We start from the raw sequence: 17,643 nt of genomic DNA, 5'->3' as shown, positions 1-17,643 counted from the left end.
GGGCCGCCCGGCGACCGCCGCCGGGCGGCCCAGTGCGCTCTCGGGGGAGCCGTCTCGGCAGCTGCGACCGTCTCGGCCGCACCACCGTGGTCGGTGGCCCCGGACGTTGGGGGCGGAAGGCTCGACGTGACGCCTCGCCTCGGTCATCTCCTGCGATGATCGAGATAGGCCAGCACGGCGCGCACCCTGCGATGAGTGTCCTGGTCGGGCGGGAGATCCAGCTTGGTCAGGATGCTGCGGATGTGCTTCTCCACCGAGGCCAGTGACAGGTGCAACCGCGCGGCCAACGCCGTGTTCGACCGGCCCTCGGCCATCTCGGCGAGCACGTCGTGTTCTCGCGGAGTGAGCGAGTGGACAGTCGGATCACGCCGATTGCGGTTGAGGAGCTGGGCCACCACCTCGGGGTCCATCGCCGTTCCCCCCGCCGCGACGCGTTCGACGGTGGCGATGAACTCGTCGAGGTCGGCGACCCGATCCTTCAACAGGTAGCCCACCCCGCCCCGCCCGTCGGAGAGCAGCTCAGCGGCGTAGGCGCGCTCGACGTATTGCGAGAGGATCAGCACCCGCGTGTCGGGCAGCCGCCTGCGCAGTGCGACGGCGGCCCGCAGTCCCTCGTCGCGGAACCCCGGCGGCAACCGGACGTCGATGATCGACAGATCCGGAGCCAGCGTGCCGACCGCCGACATCAGAGCCGGAGCGTCCTCGACGGCGGCGACCACCTGATGCCCCTCGGCGGCGAGTATCTGGGCCAGTCCCTCCCTGAGCAGCAGGAGGTCTTCCGCGATGACTATGCGCACGGCAGTCTCGTCTCCACGATGGTCGGCCCGCCCGGCGGGCTGTCCACCGAGAGTGTTCCGTCCAGCGCCGTGATCCGATCCGTCAGCCCCGCCAGGCCGGGTCCCGTCGGGTCGGCACCGCCGACGCCGTCATCGGCCACCCGCAGCGTCACCGTCCTGCCCCGGCCCGCCCACAGCCCCACGGTGACGGCTGAGGCACTCGCGTGTTTCGCGCTGTTGGACAGGGCCTCGGCCACCACGAAGTACACCGCCGACTCCGCTGCGGGCGGCAGCCTGCGGGACAGGCTCACGCTCAGTTCCACCGGCAGCGGATGATCGGCGACCAACGCCTCCAGCGCGGGCTCCAGGCCTCGGTCGGTGAGGATGGGCGGATGAATGCCTCGGACGAGGCCGCGTAGTTCGGTCAGCGCCGTCGACGCGGTCGTCCGGGCGGAGTCGAGCCGTGCTCGGGCCTGCTCGCCCTGCTCGCCCACTGTGCGCAGGGATCGATCGATCAATGCCAGCTGCATCGTGAGCGCGACCAGTCGTGCCTGCGCTCCGTCATGCAGATCACGTTCGATCCGGCGTAGTTCCGCCGCCTGCGCGGCCAGCAGCCTGGCTCGTCCCGCCGTCAGCTCCTCGATCCGGCTTGTGAAGCGTCGCCGATGTTCGGCATCGAGCAGCGTCCGTGCCGCTGCGATCTGTCCGATGGTGATCGCCCTGGCGAGCAGGACGGCGCCGGGGAGGGCGATCAGCAGTGCAGCCCACGAGGAGGGCGGCGGAATCCGCGACAGGTCGACGCCGAACGACGTCATGATCTCGATCGCCCACGCCCACACCGATGGGGCAGGCACCCCGAGGCACCAGGACCAGACCAGGAAGCACACCACCAGGCCGCCCAGTCCCAGCGGACACATGAGCAGCAGGTAGCCGACCTCGCGCCCGCTGACTCCGCCTGCCAGATACCGCAGCACCCTGGTCCGTCGGCTCTCATCCCGGCGCGCTTGCGCCGGTGTCGGGATCGCCTGGCCCGTGAACAGCCCGATGCGAAGTCGTTCACCTCGCAGGAGACCGCGGAGCAGCGCAGGCAGCACGGCCAGTGCCAGCGTGATGATCACCGGGTCGGGTCGGAGGACGATGAACAGGACGGCGAGGGCCGTCGTCGTGGTCGCCGCCCCGGTCAGCCCGCCGAGGACGGCGAACAACGGGTCGCACACCACGAGGCGTGCGCCGTGCCGGAGCGACGGCCACGTCCATGGGCGCCGTCGCGCTGCCGGTGCGTCGGCGGGTCCGGCGGTCACGGCGCGCAGGTCGTGCCCGGCATCGGCAGCGTGCCCGCGAGCAGATAGTCGTGCACCGCGTCGCGCACACAGGGGTCTCCGCCGAGATAGACGGCGTGCGCGAAGTCCGCATAGGGCAGCACCACGCTGCCGGGGAACGACCCGGCGACGGCGTGTGCCCCGTCGAGGTGGGTGGCCGGGTCCTCGGTGGAGTTCACGATCAACGCGGCAGGCGCCGCCGTCTCGGCGGGCGGACCGGGTGGGTTGACGTCCCGCACCGGCCAGCCTGCACAGCGCCAGGCCTCCTTTGTCGGGTCGAGCCAGCCGACTCGGGGGGCATCGTTTCGGATCTGCTCGGCGATCGCCGACTGACCTGCCCAGTCGTCCGGGGTCACCGGGAAGTCGAGGCAGTAGGTCAGTTGTCCGGAGTCTGCGTCGAAGCCTTCCGTCGGCGGCAGCATCTCGGCCAGTCTCGTGCCGTCACCATCGGCTGCGGCAACCAACGCCTCGGCGAGTACCTGGTGGCCGACCCGAGCAGCCTGGCCTGCCGCCAGCCGGACCGCGAACCCGTTCAGCGTCCGGTCCGGACCGGCGGGCAGCGGCGCCGAGTCGGCGGCCGCCGCCACCGAGTCGAACACCGCGAGGACGTCTCGGCCGTGCAGCGCGCACGCCTCATCCCGATCACAGGCGTCGGCGGCACCGTGGAGGAGGTTCTCTGTGTGCCGTGCACCTGCTGCGATGCGTTCCTCGTAGGACGAGGTGTGGTCGAGGACGCTGTCCAGGTAGATCCGGTCGAGTCGATCGCCGTGATGCTCGGCGTACTCCTGACCGAAGACCGTGCCGTAGGAGTTGCCGTAGAAGGTGATCTTCTCTTCGCCCAGGGCTACGCGGATCGCGTCGATGTCGTGGGCGACCGACTCGGCATCGGCGTTCGCGGCCAGTTCGGAGTCCTGATCCACGCAGCTTTCGCCGTATCGGCCGACGGCGGCCTGATTCCGTCGATACGCCGTCGCCGAGTCGAGTAGGGCGCCGATCGGCGGCGCTGCGGCGTCGTCGCAGATCGGCGTGCTGGAACCGTATCCGCGCGAATCGAAGGTGACCACGTCGAACCAGGCCGTGAGCTCGGCGAGCCGCTCTCGCCCGTCCGGCCTCATGACGAACGGCAGCGCGGGTTGGGGTCCGCCGGGATGAAAGATGATCGTGCCGCGTCGCTGTGTCGGGTCCTGGGCGGGGAGCCGCGCGAGGCCGAGACTGATCTGTCTTCCGGCCGGAACGGCGTGATCGACCGGGACGTCGAGCGTGGCGCACTGCACCGCCTGCGACTCAGCACACTCCTGCCAGTCCAGGTTCCCTGCGGGGGAGGGGAGCCCGGCAGGCAGCGCCGTCGCCGGGCGCGGCGCTGCGGGTGCCTCGGGCTGAGGGGATGCCGGTGCTCCGCAGGATGCGACCGCGATGAGCGCGACGAGAAGGCCGCCGAGGACAGGTCTGCCGAGGATCGGAAACATGACGATGACCCTGCCGCTCGTCCGCATGATCGCGCATCGACGTTGTCCCTACAACCGCCCCCCCCGCCTGCCCGCCGGCGAGGGCATGGCAGGCAGGGGGCAGCCGGCCTCACCGCAGCGATCCGGCGACGTCACTGGCCGCCACCAACAGCACGGCGACAGGGATCAGCCGGGTGAGCGGCACCCGGTAGCTCCCTCGGCCGTCCTGCTCGACCAGTCCGACCCCCGTGAGGGTGCGCAGGTGGTGATAGAACTGGCCCGTCGAGTTCAGGCCCGCGCTCTCCTGCAGTTCCACGGCCGTGGCCGACGATGCCAACAGCCTGCGGACGATGGCCGCCCGGCCGGGGTGCCCCAGTGCGCTGAGCACCCCTGCGGCCGGGGGGAGCGGCAGCGACATGACGCGCTCGGCGCTCAAGACGATCTGCCAGTGGACGCCGCCTGCCCAGTCCGTCTCGCCCTGGTAGCCGACCACGCCTCGAGCCCCGGAGGAGTGCTCGGCCGTCCCGCCCTGGTCCGGAGTGTCGCCCGCCGACGGACCCTCGGCGGTGGAGCCCGCACCGTTCCCGCGACCCGTCGGACCTGGGACGTCGGCCGGTGCTGCCTCGGACAGCTCGGCCTCCAACCGGAGGACCCTGGCCTCCAGCTCGGCCACTCGCTGTTCGATGTCGGTCATCGTGTCATTCTGCGCCAACTGCCTCACGCAGTCGTTCAGCCGCCTCCGGATCCTGCAGCGCCTCGTAGATCACCATCTGATGGCCGCCGCCCAGACCTGCGCCCCAGTCCTCCATGGACATCCCGGTGATCACGAAGGTGATCGAGGAGAGGGTGCCGTCGTCGTGCCGCAGCGCCCAACTGTCGGAGAGCTGTCCGGGGAAGCTGCCGCCCTTGGCGGTCACGCCCTCCAACTGGGTCCAGGAGAGGTGGGGCACCGCGATCTCGGCAGCGGCCTGCTCGCCGAGCCCGTCCTCGACCAGTCGGCGGTGCAGCTCGTCGATGTGTCGAGGCTCCACCCGCCCGAGCTCCTCGGCCCAGGCGACCTGCTCGTCCCAGTTCGGCAGCTTCTGCTCGAGGACAGCCGAGCGGAACTCCTCGTCGGCGAGGTAGCGCTCGGCGAGCGCGTCGTGGCCCTCGTCGGCGTGCTCGGGCATGAGCAGTGCGATGGCGGCGCCGAGGAAGTTGGGCAGCTCGGTCGGCTCCCAGCCGATGCGCGCGGCGGCGTCGAGCATCCGCTGGTCGCCGATGCGGTCGCGGAGCAGGTCGGTCCCGGTGTTGTCGCTGAATTTGATCATCGAGTGGACGACGTCGTCGATGGGCACCTCCTGGTCCTTGTCCGCCGGGTCGATGCCCAACTCCTCGAGGGCGGCGGGATGCGCACCGCCGTCGGTTCCCTCCAGGTAGTAGGCCTCCCACTCGCCCAGCGTGACGGTCGACGCCGGGTCGATCTCACCGTCGGCCACGGCCAGCGAGTACGCGGCCAGATGCAGGATCTTGCGGGTCGAGGCGAACGGCTTCGGCTCGTCGGCCCCGGTGGACCACGTGGTCCCCCGCCCGTCGTCGAAGACCAGACCGACGGACTCGGAGTTCTCGGCGAGATAGGCCCACCAGTCGAGGTCCTCGCCAGGGGTGGACGCCGCCGAGGACGTCGACTCCACCGGCGAGTCGGCGCCTGCGGACGGCGGCGTGCTCGCCGAACTCGCGCCGCATCCGGTGCCGAACAGCAGCAGGCCGGACAGCAGGAACGGTTGCCATCGCATACGGGAGCCTCCATCGATTCGTAATTACGGAATTCTGGAGGAAGGGTAGCAGGGGCGTCACCCGTTCGGCTCACGGTGGCGGCGCGCGAAAGGCGATGCGGCCTGCTGACCAGGTCGGATGTTCGTCGTCGAGCGTGCTGGACACGCGCGGTGCGGGATGGGAAAGACGGAACGGGGCGAGGCTGCGGTGATCCGGCCGAGACGACAGCGGCCCGTGCCTCCGCCTCCACTGCGCCGCCGCCTGCGTCCGACCAGCCAGTCCGGGCCCGACGACCGGCGGCCACGGCCGGGTGTGCTGTCGCGGGTGTCGCGTCGGAGGCGGGCGTCCCGGTGCGCACATTCGGTGTCGAGGCGCTCGAGGTGCTCGAGGCCTGCCGCCGACGCCGAGCCCGCGCGCACGAGACAGGTCTCGACGCGGGTCCTCAACAGGCGGGGAAGCGGCGTTGCATCCTGCGGAGCTGACCCTGGAGATACGGCCGGGCTCGGCGTTGGCCGCCGCGCTCGGCGACGGCCTGGGCGAAGGCGGTCAGGGCGCGCAGCACCCGCTTGGCGTCGGGTCGCCAGCCGCGCTGCTCACAGTCGGTCAGCCAGTCGACCGGGCTGATGTGCCCCCTGCTGCGATTGCAGCGGCCGCAGGCCGCCACCTCGTTCTCCAGCCACGACGGACCTCCCTTGACTCGAGGAACCAGGTGATCCGTGGTGGGCAGGCGGATCGAGGAGAACTCGCGGCCGCACCAGATGCAGGTCGGGCCGTCTCGATCCAGCACAGAACGAAGGCGGTCCGCGCGATTGGACTGGCGGAGTCGCGCCGTCACGCTGTCGGCATCCTCTCGGCGGCGGCCCTTCCCGACGGAGAACCTCTCACGCACGCTGCGGTGCCGTCGAGACCTGCCGCAGGAACCGCCCTTGCGCATCGTGGTCATGCGGCACTCGGTCCGTCTCCGGCGGTGACGCGACCGACCCACAGGTAGTCGCGTGCTCTGGTCGCCGCCACCAGACGCTGCCGCTCCGCCTGCTCGGCTCGTTCGCGTCGTACCTGGTCGCCCAGTCCGACGTCGCCGACCGTGCCGAGTGCCCAGAACACCGAGGAGAACTCCAGTCCCTTCGCCCGCAGCACGGTGCCGACCTTCACCGTGTCGGTCTGGGTGCCGTCGTAGCGATCCAGGTGCGAGACGGCGATGCCCGCATCGGCCAGGGCGCGGAACATCCGGCGTGTCTCCGCGACGGTGGCCGCGAGCACGGCGACGTCACCCGCGTCGTCGATCGGTATCGCGCGCACTGCCGCGACGAGATTCGGGTCGAAGTCATGGTCTGGCCCGGCCCAGTGGTCGACCCGGCCGCCCGGATGCGCGACCACCACGTCACGCAGGGCGAAACCCGCCGCGCCGTCGAGGTCGTCGACCTGATTGACGGCGTCGACCTTCCTGGCATAGTCCACGACCCCGGCGGAGTTCCGGTAGTTGGTGCGCAGGATCTCGCCTCTGCCCTGCACGGGTATGCCCGCATCGGACAGCCGCCACCCGCCTGCATAGACCTGCTGCTGTCCGTCGCCGACCAACAGCAGGCCGTTGGGCTGATCACCGACGAGGGCATGGAGCAGACGCAGTCCCAGCAGGACCACATCCTGAACCTCGTCGACGACGACGGCGGAATACGGGGGGTCCAACGGTCGTCGACGGATCTCCGCTAACGCGGCCGAGAGCAGGTCGTTGTAGTCGTGGACACCGTGATCGAGAAGATTGCGCTGGTACTGCTCGTACAGAGCCCAGACCTGGGCACGTTGATCCGGAGTGAGGGCCACCCGTCTGCCGCGCCGATGCACCCCCTGGTACTGCGCGAGCGACGTCAGACCTCGGCCCTTGATCACCCGATCGATCTCGGTCCGCCAGTAGCCCAGGGGCGCCAGCGATTCGAGTCCGTCCGCGCGAAGCCGGCTCCAGGCCCTGGCGAGGCTGTTCTCGACGGCAGACTGGTCCTCCGTCGGCGGTCTTCCCCGCTCGCCGAGCAGCCGACGAGCCCACCGGTGCAGGCTGACGAACTCGACTCGGTCCGCCACCTCGGGGGCCAGTTGCTCGAAGGACCGCTGGTGGACCTTCGGCAGCGAGGCGACGAAGGTCGTGAACAGCAGCCTGCCCTGTGAGCGTCGCGCGAGTCGGGCGAGCCGGTGCAGCGCGACCACGGTCTTCCCGGTTCCGGCAGGCCCGCTGATCCGTGCCGGACCGGAGTAGACCCGCTCGACGAGGGCGATCTGCCGCGAGTCGAGGAAGGTCAGCCAGGAGGCGAACGGGCCGGAGACGGCCCTGCTCCTGGCTGCTTCGTGGGCGGTGTCCGCATCGAACAGCGCATCCGACTCGGGCGCGGGCGCCTCGTCGACGATCGAGACCAGGTCGTGGTCGGGAAGGCGCCGGGCGGCCTCCTCGGCGATCTGCTGCACCTCCGCGCGTCGGAGGCGGGGCGAGTCCGTGGTGAAGAGCCTGTCCAGGGTGCGTTCGTCGAGGCTGAGCAGCGTGCCGGTCGATCGAGGCGGGTCGACGGCGGCCGAGTCTGCGATCGACACCAGTCGGACCGCCGCGCCCGCGAGTCTGCGGCCACCGAGGACCGGGATGCCCGCCATCGCCTCTTCCGCATGGCGGGCCACCGAGGCCTGCTCGCGGGGGGACCCGGGCGGGAGACGGCGGCTGCTGCGGTCTCCGGTGGCGGGTTCGGCGGTCTCCGCGGCGAAGACGACGGCGAAGACTCCGGCCGGACCGATGAGCAGTGCGTCGGCGCGGCCAGCCTCGGGCTGCCGCCGCAGCAGCAGCCGCCAGCCGAGCGCGTACCTGGCGAGGAACGCGCTCAGCACCCGGCGTTGCCAGGCGGGTCTGGGCGGGTGATGGATGCTCAGCTCGGCAAGCCGGGCCATGAGTCGTCGCAGCTGAGCGTCCTGCGCCTTGCCTGCCAATCGGATCACCCCCGCGTCAGCGTGCACCCGGTGCCGACCGTAGTGCCGAGTGTGCGCGAAAGCGATCAACATCAGCGGCCTCACTCGGACGGCCAAGTGAGCCGACCCATTGGGCGGGCGCGATGGTGACTTTCTGCAATCGAGAGTCACTGCATTTCACTCCATAGTGTCAGCGTTGATCGAAGTCAACGCTGATCAACAATGGCTCTGCTGGTACGGCCGCCGGGACACCCCGATGCGGGCACGCGTTCGCGGCCGGTCGAGGCGCGCGGCCGGAGTGCATCGGGGTGAGCACCGCGACGGCAGGATGAATCTCCGGCGTCGGCCAGTGCGGCCCGGTCGCTCGGCGGGACCGGTCGTCGAGGTGACCCCGAGAGTCCGCAGGCGCCTCGATCCATCGTGCGGCCGGGCCGGATCGCATCTCAGGCCGTCTCGCGCCCCGGTTCGGACTGCAGGACCCGGCTCTCCCCCACCGCGAGGTCCCACAGATCGTCGCGCGCGCGGCCCGTGGCGTCCCAGGCGGTACGCACCCTCTCGATCGGTTCACACACCGGCTCGCTGCTCAGCGCGAACGTCCCCCAGTGCATGGTGGCCATCCGCCGTGCACCGAGGTCGTCGAAGGCCTGCACCGCCTCCTCCGGGTTCAGATGGGAGTGCTGCGACAGCCACTGCGGGGAGTAGGCGCCGATCGGCAGCATCGCCACGTCGAGATCAGGGTGACGTCGGCCGATCTCGGTGAACCAGTGGCCGTAGCCGGAGTCGCCCGCGTGGTACAGGCGATGCCCCGACGGCTGCTCGATCACCCAGCCGCCCCACAGGCTCCGGCACGTGTCGAAGAGCCGCCGACGGCTCCAGTGGTGCGCGGGGACGAATTCGAACCGCAGCCCGGCGACGTCGGCGGACTCCCACCAGTCCAGCTCGACGACCGTCCGGAAGCCGCGCCGGACGAACCAGCCGCGAAGCCCGGCAGGCACCAGCATCGGCGTGTCCCTGGACAGGCGTCGCAGTGTCGGCGCGTCGAGATGGTCGTAGTGGTTGTGGCTGATCACGACGGCATCCACCCGAGGCAGCTGGGACCAGTCCAGGCCCGCGGGCGTCAACCGCCGAGACACGCCGGGAATCCGGGTCGACCACACGGGGTCGGTCAGCACGCAGGCCCCGCCGATGCGGAGCACGAAGCCCGCATGTCCCACCCAGGTGATGCCTGCCGCGCCCGGTTCGATCGCGGGCAGGCCCCTGCGCAGCACGGGTATGCGGTCGCCCGCCCCGGCAGGCGTGCGCAGACCTCCGGAGAGGAAGAGCCGGAGCATGTCCTTCGTGCCGGGCGGCGGGGAGGTCACCCGGTCGGCGAACGACCGAGGCGCGCGCCGCCGTGCGACGGCGGCCGAGGTGCTCTTGATCATGCGCATCAGCCTCACACGGCCAGGGGCATCGTCCATCCGGGTCGACCCGGTGTTCATCCCTCATCGTCGACCCTGATCTCCCGGAGTGCAGTGTCATGCCGACCGAGGCGGAGTGGCCGCCCGATCACCACGGCGACGACAGGGCGACGGAGATAATTGACGACGAAACCATTTCTTCGGCATGTCGCGTTTGTCGGCTCTGTGTTCTCTGGTCGAGATCGACCTGCGAGAGATCCGGTCGTCGGCGCTGCGTACCATTTCTTACTCGACATCCCGCGATCGCCGCCGACCGCTGCGTCGCGCGTTATCACTCCGCGAGTTCAATGCCATTGCCGTGGCTCATCTGGGAAAGGTGCGGTGCCTTCGGTGTCCGTCGTGAATCCGAGCTTAGAAGTGCGTCTCACCTCCGACGACAGTCCGCTGATCGTCGAACGCCTGTTGAGGTCGCTTCGTGTGGAACTCGAGCGACTGGACGGCGTCGAGGCACGCTTTGCGGAGAAACCCGCTGCCGAACCGGACGGTGCCAAGGGCGGTGCCGTGATCGCCGATGCCGCGCTCTGGCTCTTCCTTGCCTCGGTCACACAGACGACCGGACGGATCGTCGTCGAACAGATTCGCGCCTGGCATTCCAGGCAGGGGCGCGATCGAACGATCCGGATCACTCGAGGCGAGTCCTTCATCGAAATTCCCGGTGACCTCGACGAGTCGCAGGAACGGGTCTTGGCCCGCTGGCTCGACCAGGACGCCCCGTGAGTGGCCCGCCGCGCAGGCACGCCCTGCTGATCGGCACCGAGCTGCACTCGAGCCCGGACTTCGCGCCGTTGCCGTCGGCAAGGGCCGACGTCGAGCAGCTCGCGCCGCTCTTGGAACATCCCGCGATCGGCGCGTTCGACTCCGTGCGGGTCCTCCTCGACGCCTCGGCGCCGGAGATGCGGCGAACGATCGAGGACTTCCTCGGTCCCCTCGGCCCGGATGACCTCGCGCTGCTCTACATCAGTGGGCACGGCGTGCGCACCACAGCCCAGGGTGAGTTCCACTTCGTCGCGGCAGACACCGAACCGGGGGATCTGCTGACGATCACCTCGGTCGGCGCCTCCTACGTCAATGATCATCTGCAACTCTGCCGGGCCCGGCAGAAGGTCGCGATCCTCGACTGCTGTCACAGTGGCGGTTTCGCCCTGGACTTCGCCACCAGCCACGCGAAGTCGCAGCGGGGGAGCCCGTTGACCAGCCGGGCCGTCTACATTCTGTCGTCCTCCGACGCCACCGAGGCCTCCTTCCAGGGCAGGAGCGATGCGGGCCGAGTGCTGCCCTCGGTGTTCACCGGGAAGATCCTCGACGCGCTGCGTAGCGGGTCGGCCGACTTCGACGGCGACGGCAGGGTCACGGTCGACGAGCTGCGTCGTTGGGTCGATGAGCAGATGCGGGGTGTCGTTCCGGTACAGACGCCGATGACCTCGACCCTGCACGTCAACGGGGTCATCGAGTTCGCCAAGGCCTATCGCGGGCCCGCGTTGGCTCCCGCGCCGCCGCTTCCCCGTGGCTCGGCGCGCCGCTCGGCGACGGGCGCCGGGAAGACTCGTGGGGAGCCGGACGAAGGCAGCGGGAAGAAGCTGCTCGAGTACTACCAGGACTGTCTCGCCCTGTCCGAGGTCGAGCCGGACCTGCTGCGGGTCGACCAGGTGGGGAGCCGCTCCGTCTGTCTCACCGGTGCCGAGCGGATTCTCACCGGCAGGCTCGACGAGGACGAGATGATCCCGCTGTCCTCGGCAGCGGCGGATCTGGTGGCGAAGGCGGGAGAGCGAGACAAGCTCTGGTACGGCTATCCCGCCGTCGCCCTCCTGCGGTCACGAGACGGCCGAGCTCTGCGACCCCCGATGTTCGCGCCGCTGTTCATTCGCGAGGTCGAGGTGGTGCCCTCGGACGCCGGTCTCCGCTTGAAGCCTTCCGGCCCGGTGCTGCCGCATCGCGGGCTGGCGGAAGCGGTCCTCGGTGCGGAGGATGCCGATCGGCTGTTGGACACCTACCGGCCGACCTGGCAGCCGGGCATGGAGTCTCAGCTGGTCAAGGACATCCGACACCACCTGATGCACGACTTCGAGCTGGAGTGCGTCCAGGAGCTGCGCCCCGGCCACCTCGATCCCCGGATCGATCTACGCGTCCCCAGCGACGGCGCCCGCAACGCCGCCGTGCTGTACCTCCAGCGCACGGAATGGGATCCGAACAGCCGGCTGTACAAGGACCTCGCCCAACTCGGTCCTGTGCCGAAGATCGCCGGGACTGCGTTGGGCGCGCTGTGGCCGGACGTTGCCCAGCCACCGGTCGCGGCAGCTCCGTTCACCGGAGACGTGGTCGCGCCGAAGCCACTCAACGGGGCGCAGCGGCGGGTCCTGGAAGCCGCGATGAGCAGGCAACTGACCGTGGCGACCGGGCCGCCAGGCACCGGCAAGACCCAGTTGGTGGTCAACGTGGTGGCGACGGCGCTGGCCAACGGCGAGAAGGTCCTCGTCGCCTCCAGCAACAACACCGCCGTCGACGAGGTGGCCGACGGCTGCAAGGAACTGGTCTCCGACTCGATCGTCCGCACCGGGAGCCAGGAGAAACGACGGTGTGAACAGCAGAGCCTCACGGCGTTGGCGAGCCTGGAGCGGGGCGCCACGAGCACGGCGACGGCCCGCGCCGAACTGCGCCGCGCCTCGGCACATCTCGCGGAGGTCATCGGTGAGCTGGGGGCGAAGGCGGCGGCCGAGCAGGGGCTGCTGACGTTGTCGATGCGACGCAGGAAACTCCTCGACCGGCTCGAAATCGACGTCCCCGCACTGTCAAGCCTGCTGGACGCGGTGGCGAGACCGCAGCAATGGGCGGTGCGAGCCAGGCAGGCGGCCGGGGCCCGATGGTTCGCTGGCCTGCGGAGGCGGCGCGTGCTGCGCGCGCTGGGCTGGCGGGGCGAGGCCACGGCGTCGACGTGCGAGCTGCTCGCGGAGGTCGTGGAGGTCGAACTCCGCCTACGAACGGCACGAGAACAGGCCACGACGTTCGCCGAGGACGATTCGTTGGCCACCGAGGCTGCCTGTCGCGAGGACGCCGTCCGCACGGCCTCCCGGGAACTGCTGGCGGCGGTGGTCGCCACCGACGCCGTCACCGGCCGACGACAGATTCAGGATCTCCTGCAGACGGTCGCCTCGGGAGAACGGAGCGACTGGAGTCAGGTGGCCCAGCTGGTCGAGCACGTTCGTGGCTGGGCTGTCACGGCCCTGAGCGCACGCCGGTTCCCCACCGAGGCGGGGCTGTTCGACCTGGTGATCATCGACGAGGCGAGCCAGTGTTCGATCCCCGCCGTCCTGCCGCTGCTCTTCCGCGCCAGGCGGGCCCTGGTGATCGGCGACGCGATGCAGCTCAAGCCGGTGACCACGCTCAAAGCGGGCACGGAGGCCGACATCCGGCGAGCCGTGGGGCTTCGCTCTTCCTGGCTCGACGAGCGGAAGCTGGCCTATCACCGGTACTCGGCTTTCGCCGCGCTGGAACGGGCCGCGGGCGGGGCACTGCTGCTCGACGAGCACTACCGCTGCCACCCGGTGATCGCCGAACTGATCAACACCCGGTTCTATCGGGGTGGCCTGGACGTGCGGACCGACGTTCGGCGTCTTCGGGGACTCGCCGATCGCCGGGCCGTGATCTGGGCGGATGCGCCGGGTGAGCCGTCCCGGTCTGCGGGCGGGTCCTGGCAGAACAGGGCGGAGTCGTCCATGGTGGAACGCTCCGTCGACTACCTCCTTCGCCGGCTGCCGCCCGAGGCGACCATCGGCGTCGTCACGCCTTTCGCAGGCCAGACGGCTCTGCTCAAGAAGCAGCTCACGGCATACTCCCGCGTCCGGGTGGGCACCGTGCACACCTTCCAGGGCGGCGAGTGCGACGTGATCGTCTTCTCGCTGGTCGCCGGGCCGCTGATGAAGTCGACGACGACGGCGTGGCTGGAGGCGGAGCACACCCTGTGGAACGTGGCGATCAGCCGGGCGAAGGCCAACCTCCTCGTGGTCGGCGACCGATCCTTTTGGCGGGACAGGCCGGGGATCGCGGCGGAGCTCTCGGCCGTCGCTGAGTCGGACCAGTCCGGCGGCACGCCCGATGAGTCGCTGGACGACCTCATGCAGCTGATGTATGAGCGACTCAGGTCCGAACCGGGCACTCCGCGACTACGGCAGGTACTCGGCGGCTACCCGGTGGACGCCGAGGTGGTGCGGGACGGCGGCAGCATCGCGGTGGCCCTCGACCGGGGACACGGACCCGAGGCGGCGGCCGATCACCTTCAGGCCGGACTTGCCCGGCTCGCCCTGCTCACCGACGCCGAACAGGGCAGGACGGCCGTGCGCCTGCCCGCGTGGCGGCTCTTCGACGATCGTCCCGTCCTGTAGCCGCCCCACACGCCGATTCCGACGGCTCGCGTCCGTAGCATCCTCGGGGTGCTCAACCCCATCCACCTGCGGACCTTGCAGGAGTGCGTGCGCACCGGTTCGTTCGCCGAGGCCGCGCGGGCGCTGGGCTACACCGCCTCGGCGGTGTCGCAGCAGATGATGCTGTTGGAGCGGGCCGTCGGTGCTCCGCTGTTCGAGCGGTCGGCGAGGTCGGTCCGCAGCACCGCCGTCGGCGACCTGCTGGCCGTGCGCAGCCGGGACGCGCTCGGGGCGCTGCACCAGCTCGAACGCGAGGTGCGGGCGATGGTCGTCGGCGATCGGGGCAGGCTGCGGATCGGCAGCTTCGCCACGGCCAACGCGCGAGTGCTGCCTGCCGCGTTGGCCGCGGTCGTGGCCGACCGGCCCGGTGCGGAGGTACATCTCGACGAGGGAGAACCGGACGAGGTGCTCGCCGGGGTCCTGGACGCCACGCTCGACGCGGCGGTGGTCTTCGAATATGACCTCGACCCCCGGTCCTGGCCGGTGGAGCTGTCCCGCGTCGAGCTCTTCACCGAGGTGCTCGGACTGGCGGTGCCCGCCGATCATCGCCTCGCCGGGCAGGAGGAGATCGGCATCGGCGAGCTTGCTGACGACGCGTGGATCTGCACCAGGGAGGACACCGCAGGCGCGCGGGCGCTGACCAGGCTGGCAGCCTCGGCGAACTTCGTGCCCAGAATCGTGTGTCGGAGCAACGACTACGGGGTGGTCCGGGACCTCGTCGCGCGCGGGCTGGGCGTTGCCCTGCTGCCCGGCCTGGCCATCAGCGACGAGTCGCTGCGCGTGTTGCGCCTGGTCGGCTGGCAGCCGTGTCGACGGGTGCTGGCGCTGTTCCGTCCCGGCAACACCAACCCGCTGCTTCCCCTGATGCTGGAGCGGTTGGCACAGGTCAGCGCGGAACTGCCTTGTGCCGTGCTGCACGAGGCGCACTCCTGAGCCAGCCGGTAGCCGCCGGGTCCGTTTCGCCGGGCTCGTCGTCGCGGGCCACTGCCCGGCCGTCGTCCGACACGGGGCCCGCCGCTACCCCGGTCGGCAGACGACCGCGCCTCGACACGCCGGACAGTGAAGGGCTGCTGCGGCTGAGACCCACCGATTGGTCGGCTGCGGACCCTTGGACGGCGTCGCCTGCGGCGACCATGCTGGAGTGGAGAACGGCCACCGCTCGCCGAGCGGCTGCGCGGCCGTCGAGATCCGGCCCGGCCTGCGCGAGGGGTGCGTGTGACGAAGAACCCGGTGGACGAGTACTTCCTGACCGAGATCGCGGGGCTTGCCGCCGTCGACCCCGTCGACCCGGACGCGCCGATCCCCGGCCACCCTGGCGTGACCGGTACTCGGCTGCTCAGCCTCTTCGATGCGCAGGCCGGAAGTCGGCACCTCGATCTCGCCGCGCGCGCCCTCGGTGCGGCGGGCCAGGGGTTCTACAGCATCGGATCGTCCGGTCACGAGGGCAACGCGGCCGTGGCCGCCGCGCTGCGGCCGACCGATCCCGCACTGCTGCACTACCGTTCCGGCGCCTTCTACCTGGAGCGCGCCGCCCAGGTGCCGGGGCAGCGCCCGCTGCGGGACGTGCTGCTCGGCGTCGTGGCGGCAGCGGCGGAACCGATCTCGGGCGGCAGGCACAAGGTCTTCGGCAACCGAGATCTCGACGTCATCCCGCAGACCTCCACGATCGCCTCGCATCTGCCGCGTGCCGTCGGCCTCGCCTTCGCGTTGGAGCGGGCCAAGAGCATCGGCGTCGCGACCGACCGGCCCTCGGACGCGGTGGTCGTCTGCAGTCTCGGCGACGCGTCGGCCAACCATTCCACGGCGACCGGGGCGATCAACGCCGCGATGCACTGTGCCTACCAGGGCGTGCCGTTGCCGTTGCTGTTCGTCTGTGAGGACAACGGCATCGGGATCAGCGTTCGCACCCCGGCAGGCTGGATCGGCCGAAGCCACCGGGACCGCCCCGGCCTCGAGTACCTGGAGGCGGACGGCTCCGACCTGCCTGCCGCGCTCGAGGTCGCCAGGACGGCCGTCGACCGGGTGCGCAGCGAGCGGCGTCCGGTGTTCCTGCGGCTGTCGACGGTGCGGCTGATGGGTCACGCGGGCTCCGACCTCGAGTCCGGGTACCGCAGCCGGACGGAGATCCTGGCCGACCACGCACGAGACCCGGTGACCAGCACGGCCCGCCTGCTGGTGAACGCGGGCGTCGTCACGCCGGGTCGGCTCCTCGACCGTTACGAGGAGCTGCGGGCCGAGGTCGCTGCGGTCGCGGCGGAGGCGGTCACGCTGCCGAAGCTGACCTCGGCGGCGGAGATCGTCCGTCCCCTTGCTCTGCCGCGTGCGGCGGAGACGGCGCGGCGAGCGGCGTCGGCGGCGCCCGTCGCGCGCCGCGCGGCGGCGTTTCCGGACGGACTCCCGGAGTCGGAGGGCCCGCTCACCCTCGCCCAGTCCGTCAACCGGTCGCTGGCCGACCTGCTCGCCGCAGACGACGGCGTGCTCGTCTTCGGTGAGGACGTCGGGCGCAAGGGCGGCGTCTACGGCGTCACGAAGGGGCTGCGGCAGCGATTCGGCAGGCTCCGGGTCTTCGACACGCTGCTGGACGAGCAGAGCGTGCTGGGCACCGCACTGGGTGCGGGCCTCGCAGGCCTGCTCCCGATCCCGGAGATCCAGTACCTCGCCTACCTGCACAATGCCGCCGATCAGCTCCGAGGCGAGGCCGCGACACTCCGGTTCTTCTCCGCCGGGCAGTACCGGAACCCGATGGTCGTGCGGGTGGCGGGCTACGGCTATCAGAAGGGCTTCGGCGGGCACTTCCACAACGACAACGGGGTGGCGGCACTCCGGGACGTGCCCGGCCTGGTGGTGGCCTCGCCGTCTCGGCCGGATGACGCGGCCGCGATGTTGCGAACCTGCGTCGCCGCCGCTCGTGTCGACGGCGCGGTGTGTGTCTTCCTCGAGCCGATCGCGCTCTATCACACTCGTGACCTGTACGAAGACGGCGACGGTGCCTGGGCGGCGCCGTATCCGGTACCGGCGAGCCCCGCCGGAGCGGTGCCGATCGGGCGGGCCCGCCGTTATGGCGACGGCCCGGACCTCACCCTGGTCAGCTTCGGCAACGGACTGCGGATGAGCCTTCGGGTGGCCCACCGGCTGGCGGAACAGGGCGTCGGGGCGCGCGTGGTGGACCTGCGCTGGCTGGCGCCGCTGCCGGTCGCAGACCTGGTGGCCGAAGCCGAGGCGACCGGCCGGGTCCTGGTGGTGGACGAGACACGGCGCAGCGGGGGTGTGTCCGAAGGGGTCGTGACCGCGCTCGTCGACCACGGCTTCCACGGGCGGCTTCGACGCGTGACCAGCGAGGACAGCTTCATTCCACTCGGCAGGGCCGCCGAACGGGTGCTGGTGGACGAGGCGACCATCGAGGCAGCCGCGCTGGACATGCTGGCCTGATCGAGGCCCGTCCGGCCTCGGCGGGTCGGATGATCGCGGCGAATCGAGGGTGCGCGGCGTGACGACGGCCGCGCCCCGACCTGCGCCGGTCGCCTGCAGACCCT

12 protein-coding genes are annotated in these 17,643 nt (G+C 70.7%); 4 read left to right on the top strand and 8 right to left on the bottom strand.

The features are described from left to right. Positions 1-143: 143 nt before the first annotated feature. From UA75_RS21945 to UA75_RS21910, 8 genes are all read right to left on the bottom strand, one after another. Complete coding sequence (locus UA75_RS21945; protein WP_075741869.1) at positions 144-797, bottom strand: response regulator; 654 nt, start codon at positions 795-797, stop codon at positions 144-146. Then, entirely contained in the window at positions 788-2,077 is a 1,290-nt protein-coding gene (locus UA75_RS21940) for a sensor histidine kinase (RefSeq protein WP_083683457.1), read from the bottom strand. The genes UA75_RS21945 and UA75_RS21940 overlap by 10 nt, the downstream gene beginning before the upstream one ends. Next, positions 2,074-3,561, bottom strand: coding sequence for an alpha/beta fold hydrolase (locus UA75_RS21935; RefSeq protein WP_198042811.1), 1,488 nt, complete (start codon positions 3,559-3,561; stop codon positions 2,074-2,076). The genes UA75_RS21940 and UA75_RS21935 overlap by 4 nt, the downstream gene beginning before the upstream one ends. A 109-nt stretch (positions 3,562-3,670) precedes the next feature. After that, complete coding sequence (locus UA75_RS21930) at positions 3,671-4,234, bottom strand: ArsR/SmtB family transcription factor (RefSeq protein ID WP_075741866.1); 564 nt, start codon at positions 4,232-4,234, stop codon at positions 3,671-3,673. Positions 4,235-4,238: 4 nt separating this feature from the next. Further along, complete coding sequence (locus UA75_RS21925) at positions 4,239-5,315, bottom strand: serine hydrolase (protein WP_075741865.1); 1,077 nt, start codon at positions 5,313-5,315, stop codon at positions 4,239-4,241. A 422-nt stretch (positions 5,316-5,737) separates the two neighbouring features. Continuing rightward, positions 5,738-6,238: an HNH endonuclease gene (locus UA75_RS21920; RefSeq protein ID WP_198042810.1), complete on the bottom strand. Its 501-nt coding sequence runs from the start codon at positions 6,236-6,238 to the stop codon at positions 5,738-5,740. Beyond that, complete coding sequence (locus UA75_RS21915) at positions 6,235-8,328, bottom strand: UvrD-helicase domain-containing protein (RefSeq protein WP_157434362.1); 2,094 nt, start codon at positions 8,326-8,328, stop codon at positions 6,235-6,237. The genes UA75_RS21920 and UA75_RS21915 overlap by 4 nt, the downstream gene beginning before the upstream one ends. A 350-nt stretch (positions 8,329-8,678) precedes the next feature. Then, positions 8,679-9,659 (bottom strand): MBL fold metallo-hydrolase, encoded by a 981-nt coding sequence (locus tag UA75_RS21910; protein WP_075744069.1) that lies wholly within the window; start codon positions 9,657-9,659, stop codon positions 8,679-8,681. Between the two features lie 156 nt (positions 9,660-9,815). Between UA75_RS21910 and UA75_RS33320 the strand changes: the two genes are divergently transcribed. The 4 genes from UA75_RS33320 to UA75_RS21890 all read left to right on the top strand — a co-directional run bounded on the left by UA75_RS33320 (position 9,816) and on the right by UA75_RS21890 (position 17,539). Next, entirely contained in the window at positions 9,816-10,412 is a 597-nt protein-coding gene (locus UA75_RS33320; RefSeq protein WP_157434361.1) for a hypothetical protein, read from the top strand. After that, positions 10,409-14,071 (top strand): caspase, EACC1-associated type, encoded by a 3,663-nt coding sequence (locus tag UA75_RS21900; RefSeq protein WP_075741863.1) that lies wholly within the window; start codon positions 10,409-10,411, stop codon positions 14,069-14,071. Before UA75_RS33320 ends, UA75_RS21900 begins: the two co-directional genes overlap by 4 nt. Before the next feature lie 48 nt (positions 14,072-14,119). After that, the gene (locus UA75_RS21895) at positions 14,120-15,043 is read left to right on the top strand and encodes a LysR family transcriptional regulator (protein ID WP_075741862.1); all 924 of its coding nucleotides are present in this window, start codon (positions 14,120-14,122) and stop codon (positions 15,041-15,043) included. Positions 15,044-15,325: 282 nt separating this feature from the next. Continuing rightward, entirely contained in the window at positions 15,326-17,539 is a 2,214-nt protein-coding gene (locus UA75_RS21890; RefSeq protein ID WP_075741861.1) for a thiamine pyrophosphate-dependent enzyme, read from the top strand. Positions 17,540-17,643: the final 104 nt, after the last annotated feature.

This window comes from Actinoalloteichus sp. GBA129-24, from assembly GCF_001941645.1.
Taxonomy (GTDB): Bacteria; Actinomycetota; Actinomycetes; order Mycobacteriales; family Pseudonocardiaceae; genus Actinoalloteichus_A; species Actinoalloteichus_A fjordicus.
The sequence above is the reverse complement of the archived record's forward strand: the minus strand, read 5'-3'. Positions and strand labels throughout refer to the sequence as shown.

Coding starts and splice junctions, on each gene's coding strand:
- UA75_RS21915 (WP_157434362.1), bottom strand. CDS start 8,328: ATGTTGATCGCTTTCGCGCACACTCGGCACTACGGTCGGCACCGGGTG.
- UA75_RS21935 (WP_198042811.1), bottom strand. CDS start 3,561: ATGTTTCCGATCCTCGGCAGACCTGTCCTCGGCGGCCTTCTCGTCGCG.
- UA75_RS21925 (WP_075741865.1), bottom strand. CDS start 5,315: ATGCGATGGCAACCGTTCCTGCTGTCCGGCCTGCTGCTGTTCGGCACC.
- UA75_RS21910 (WP_075744069.1), bottom strand. CDS start 9,659: ATGATCAAGAGCACCTCGGCCGCCGTCGCACGGCGGCGCGCGCCTCGG.
- UA75_RS21930 (WP_075741866.1), bottom strand. CDS start 4,234: ATGACCGACATCGAACAGCGAGTGGCCGAGCTGGAGGCCAGGGTCCTC.
- UA75_RS21920 (WP_198042810.1), bottom strand. CDS start 6,238: ATGACCACGATGCGCAAGGGCGGTTCCTGCGGCAGGTCTCGACGGCAC.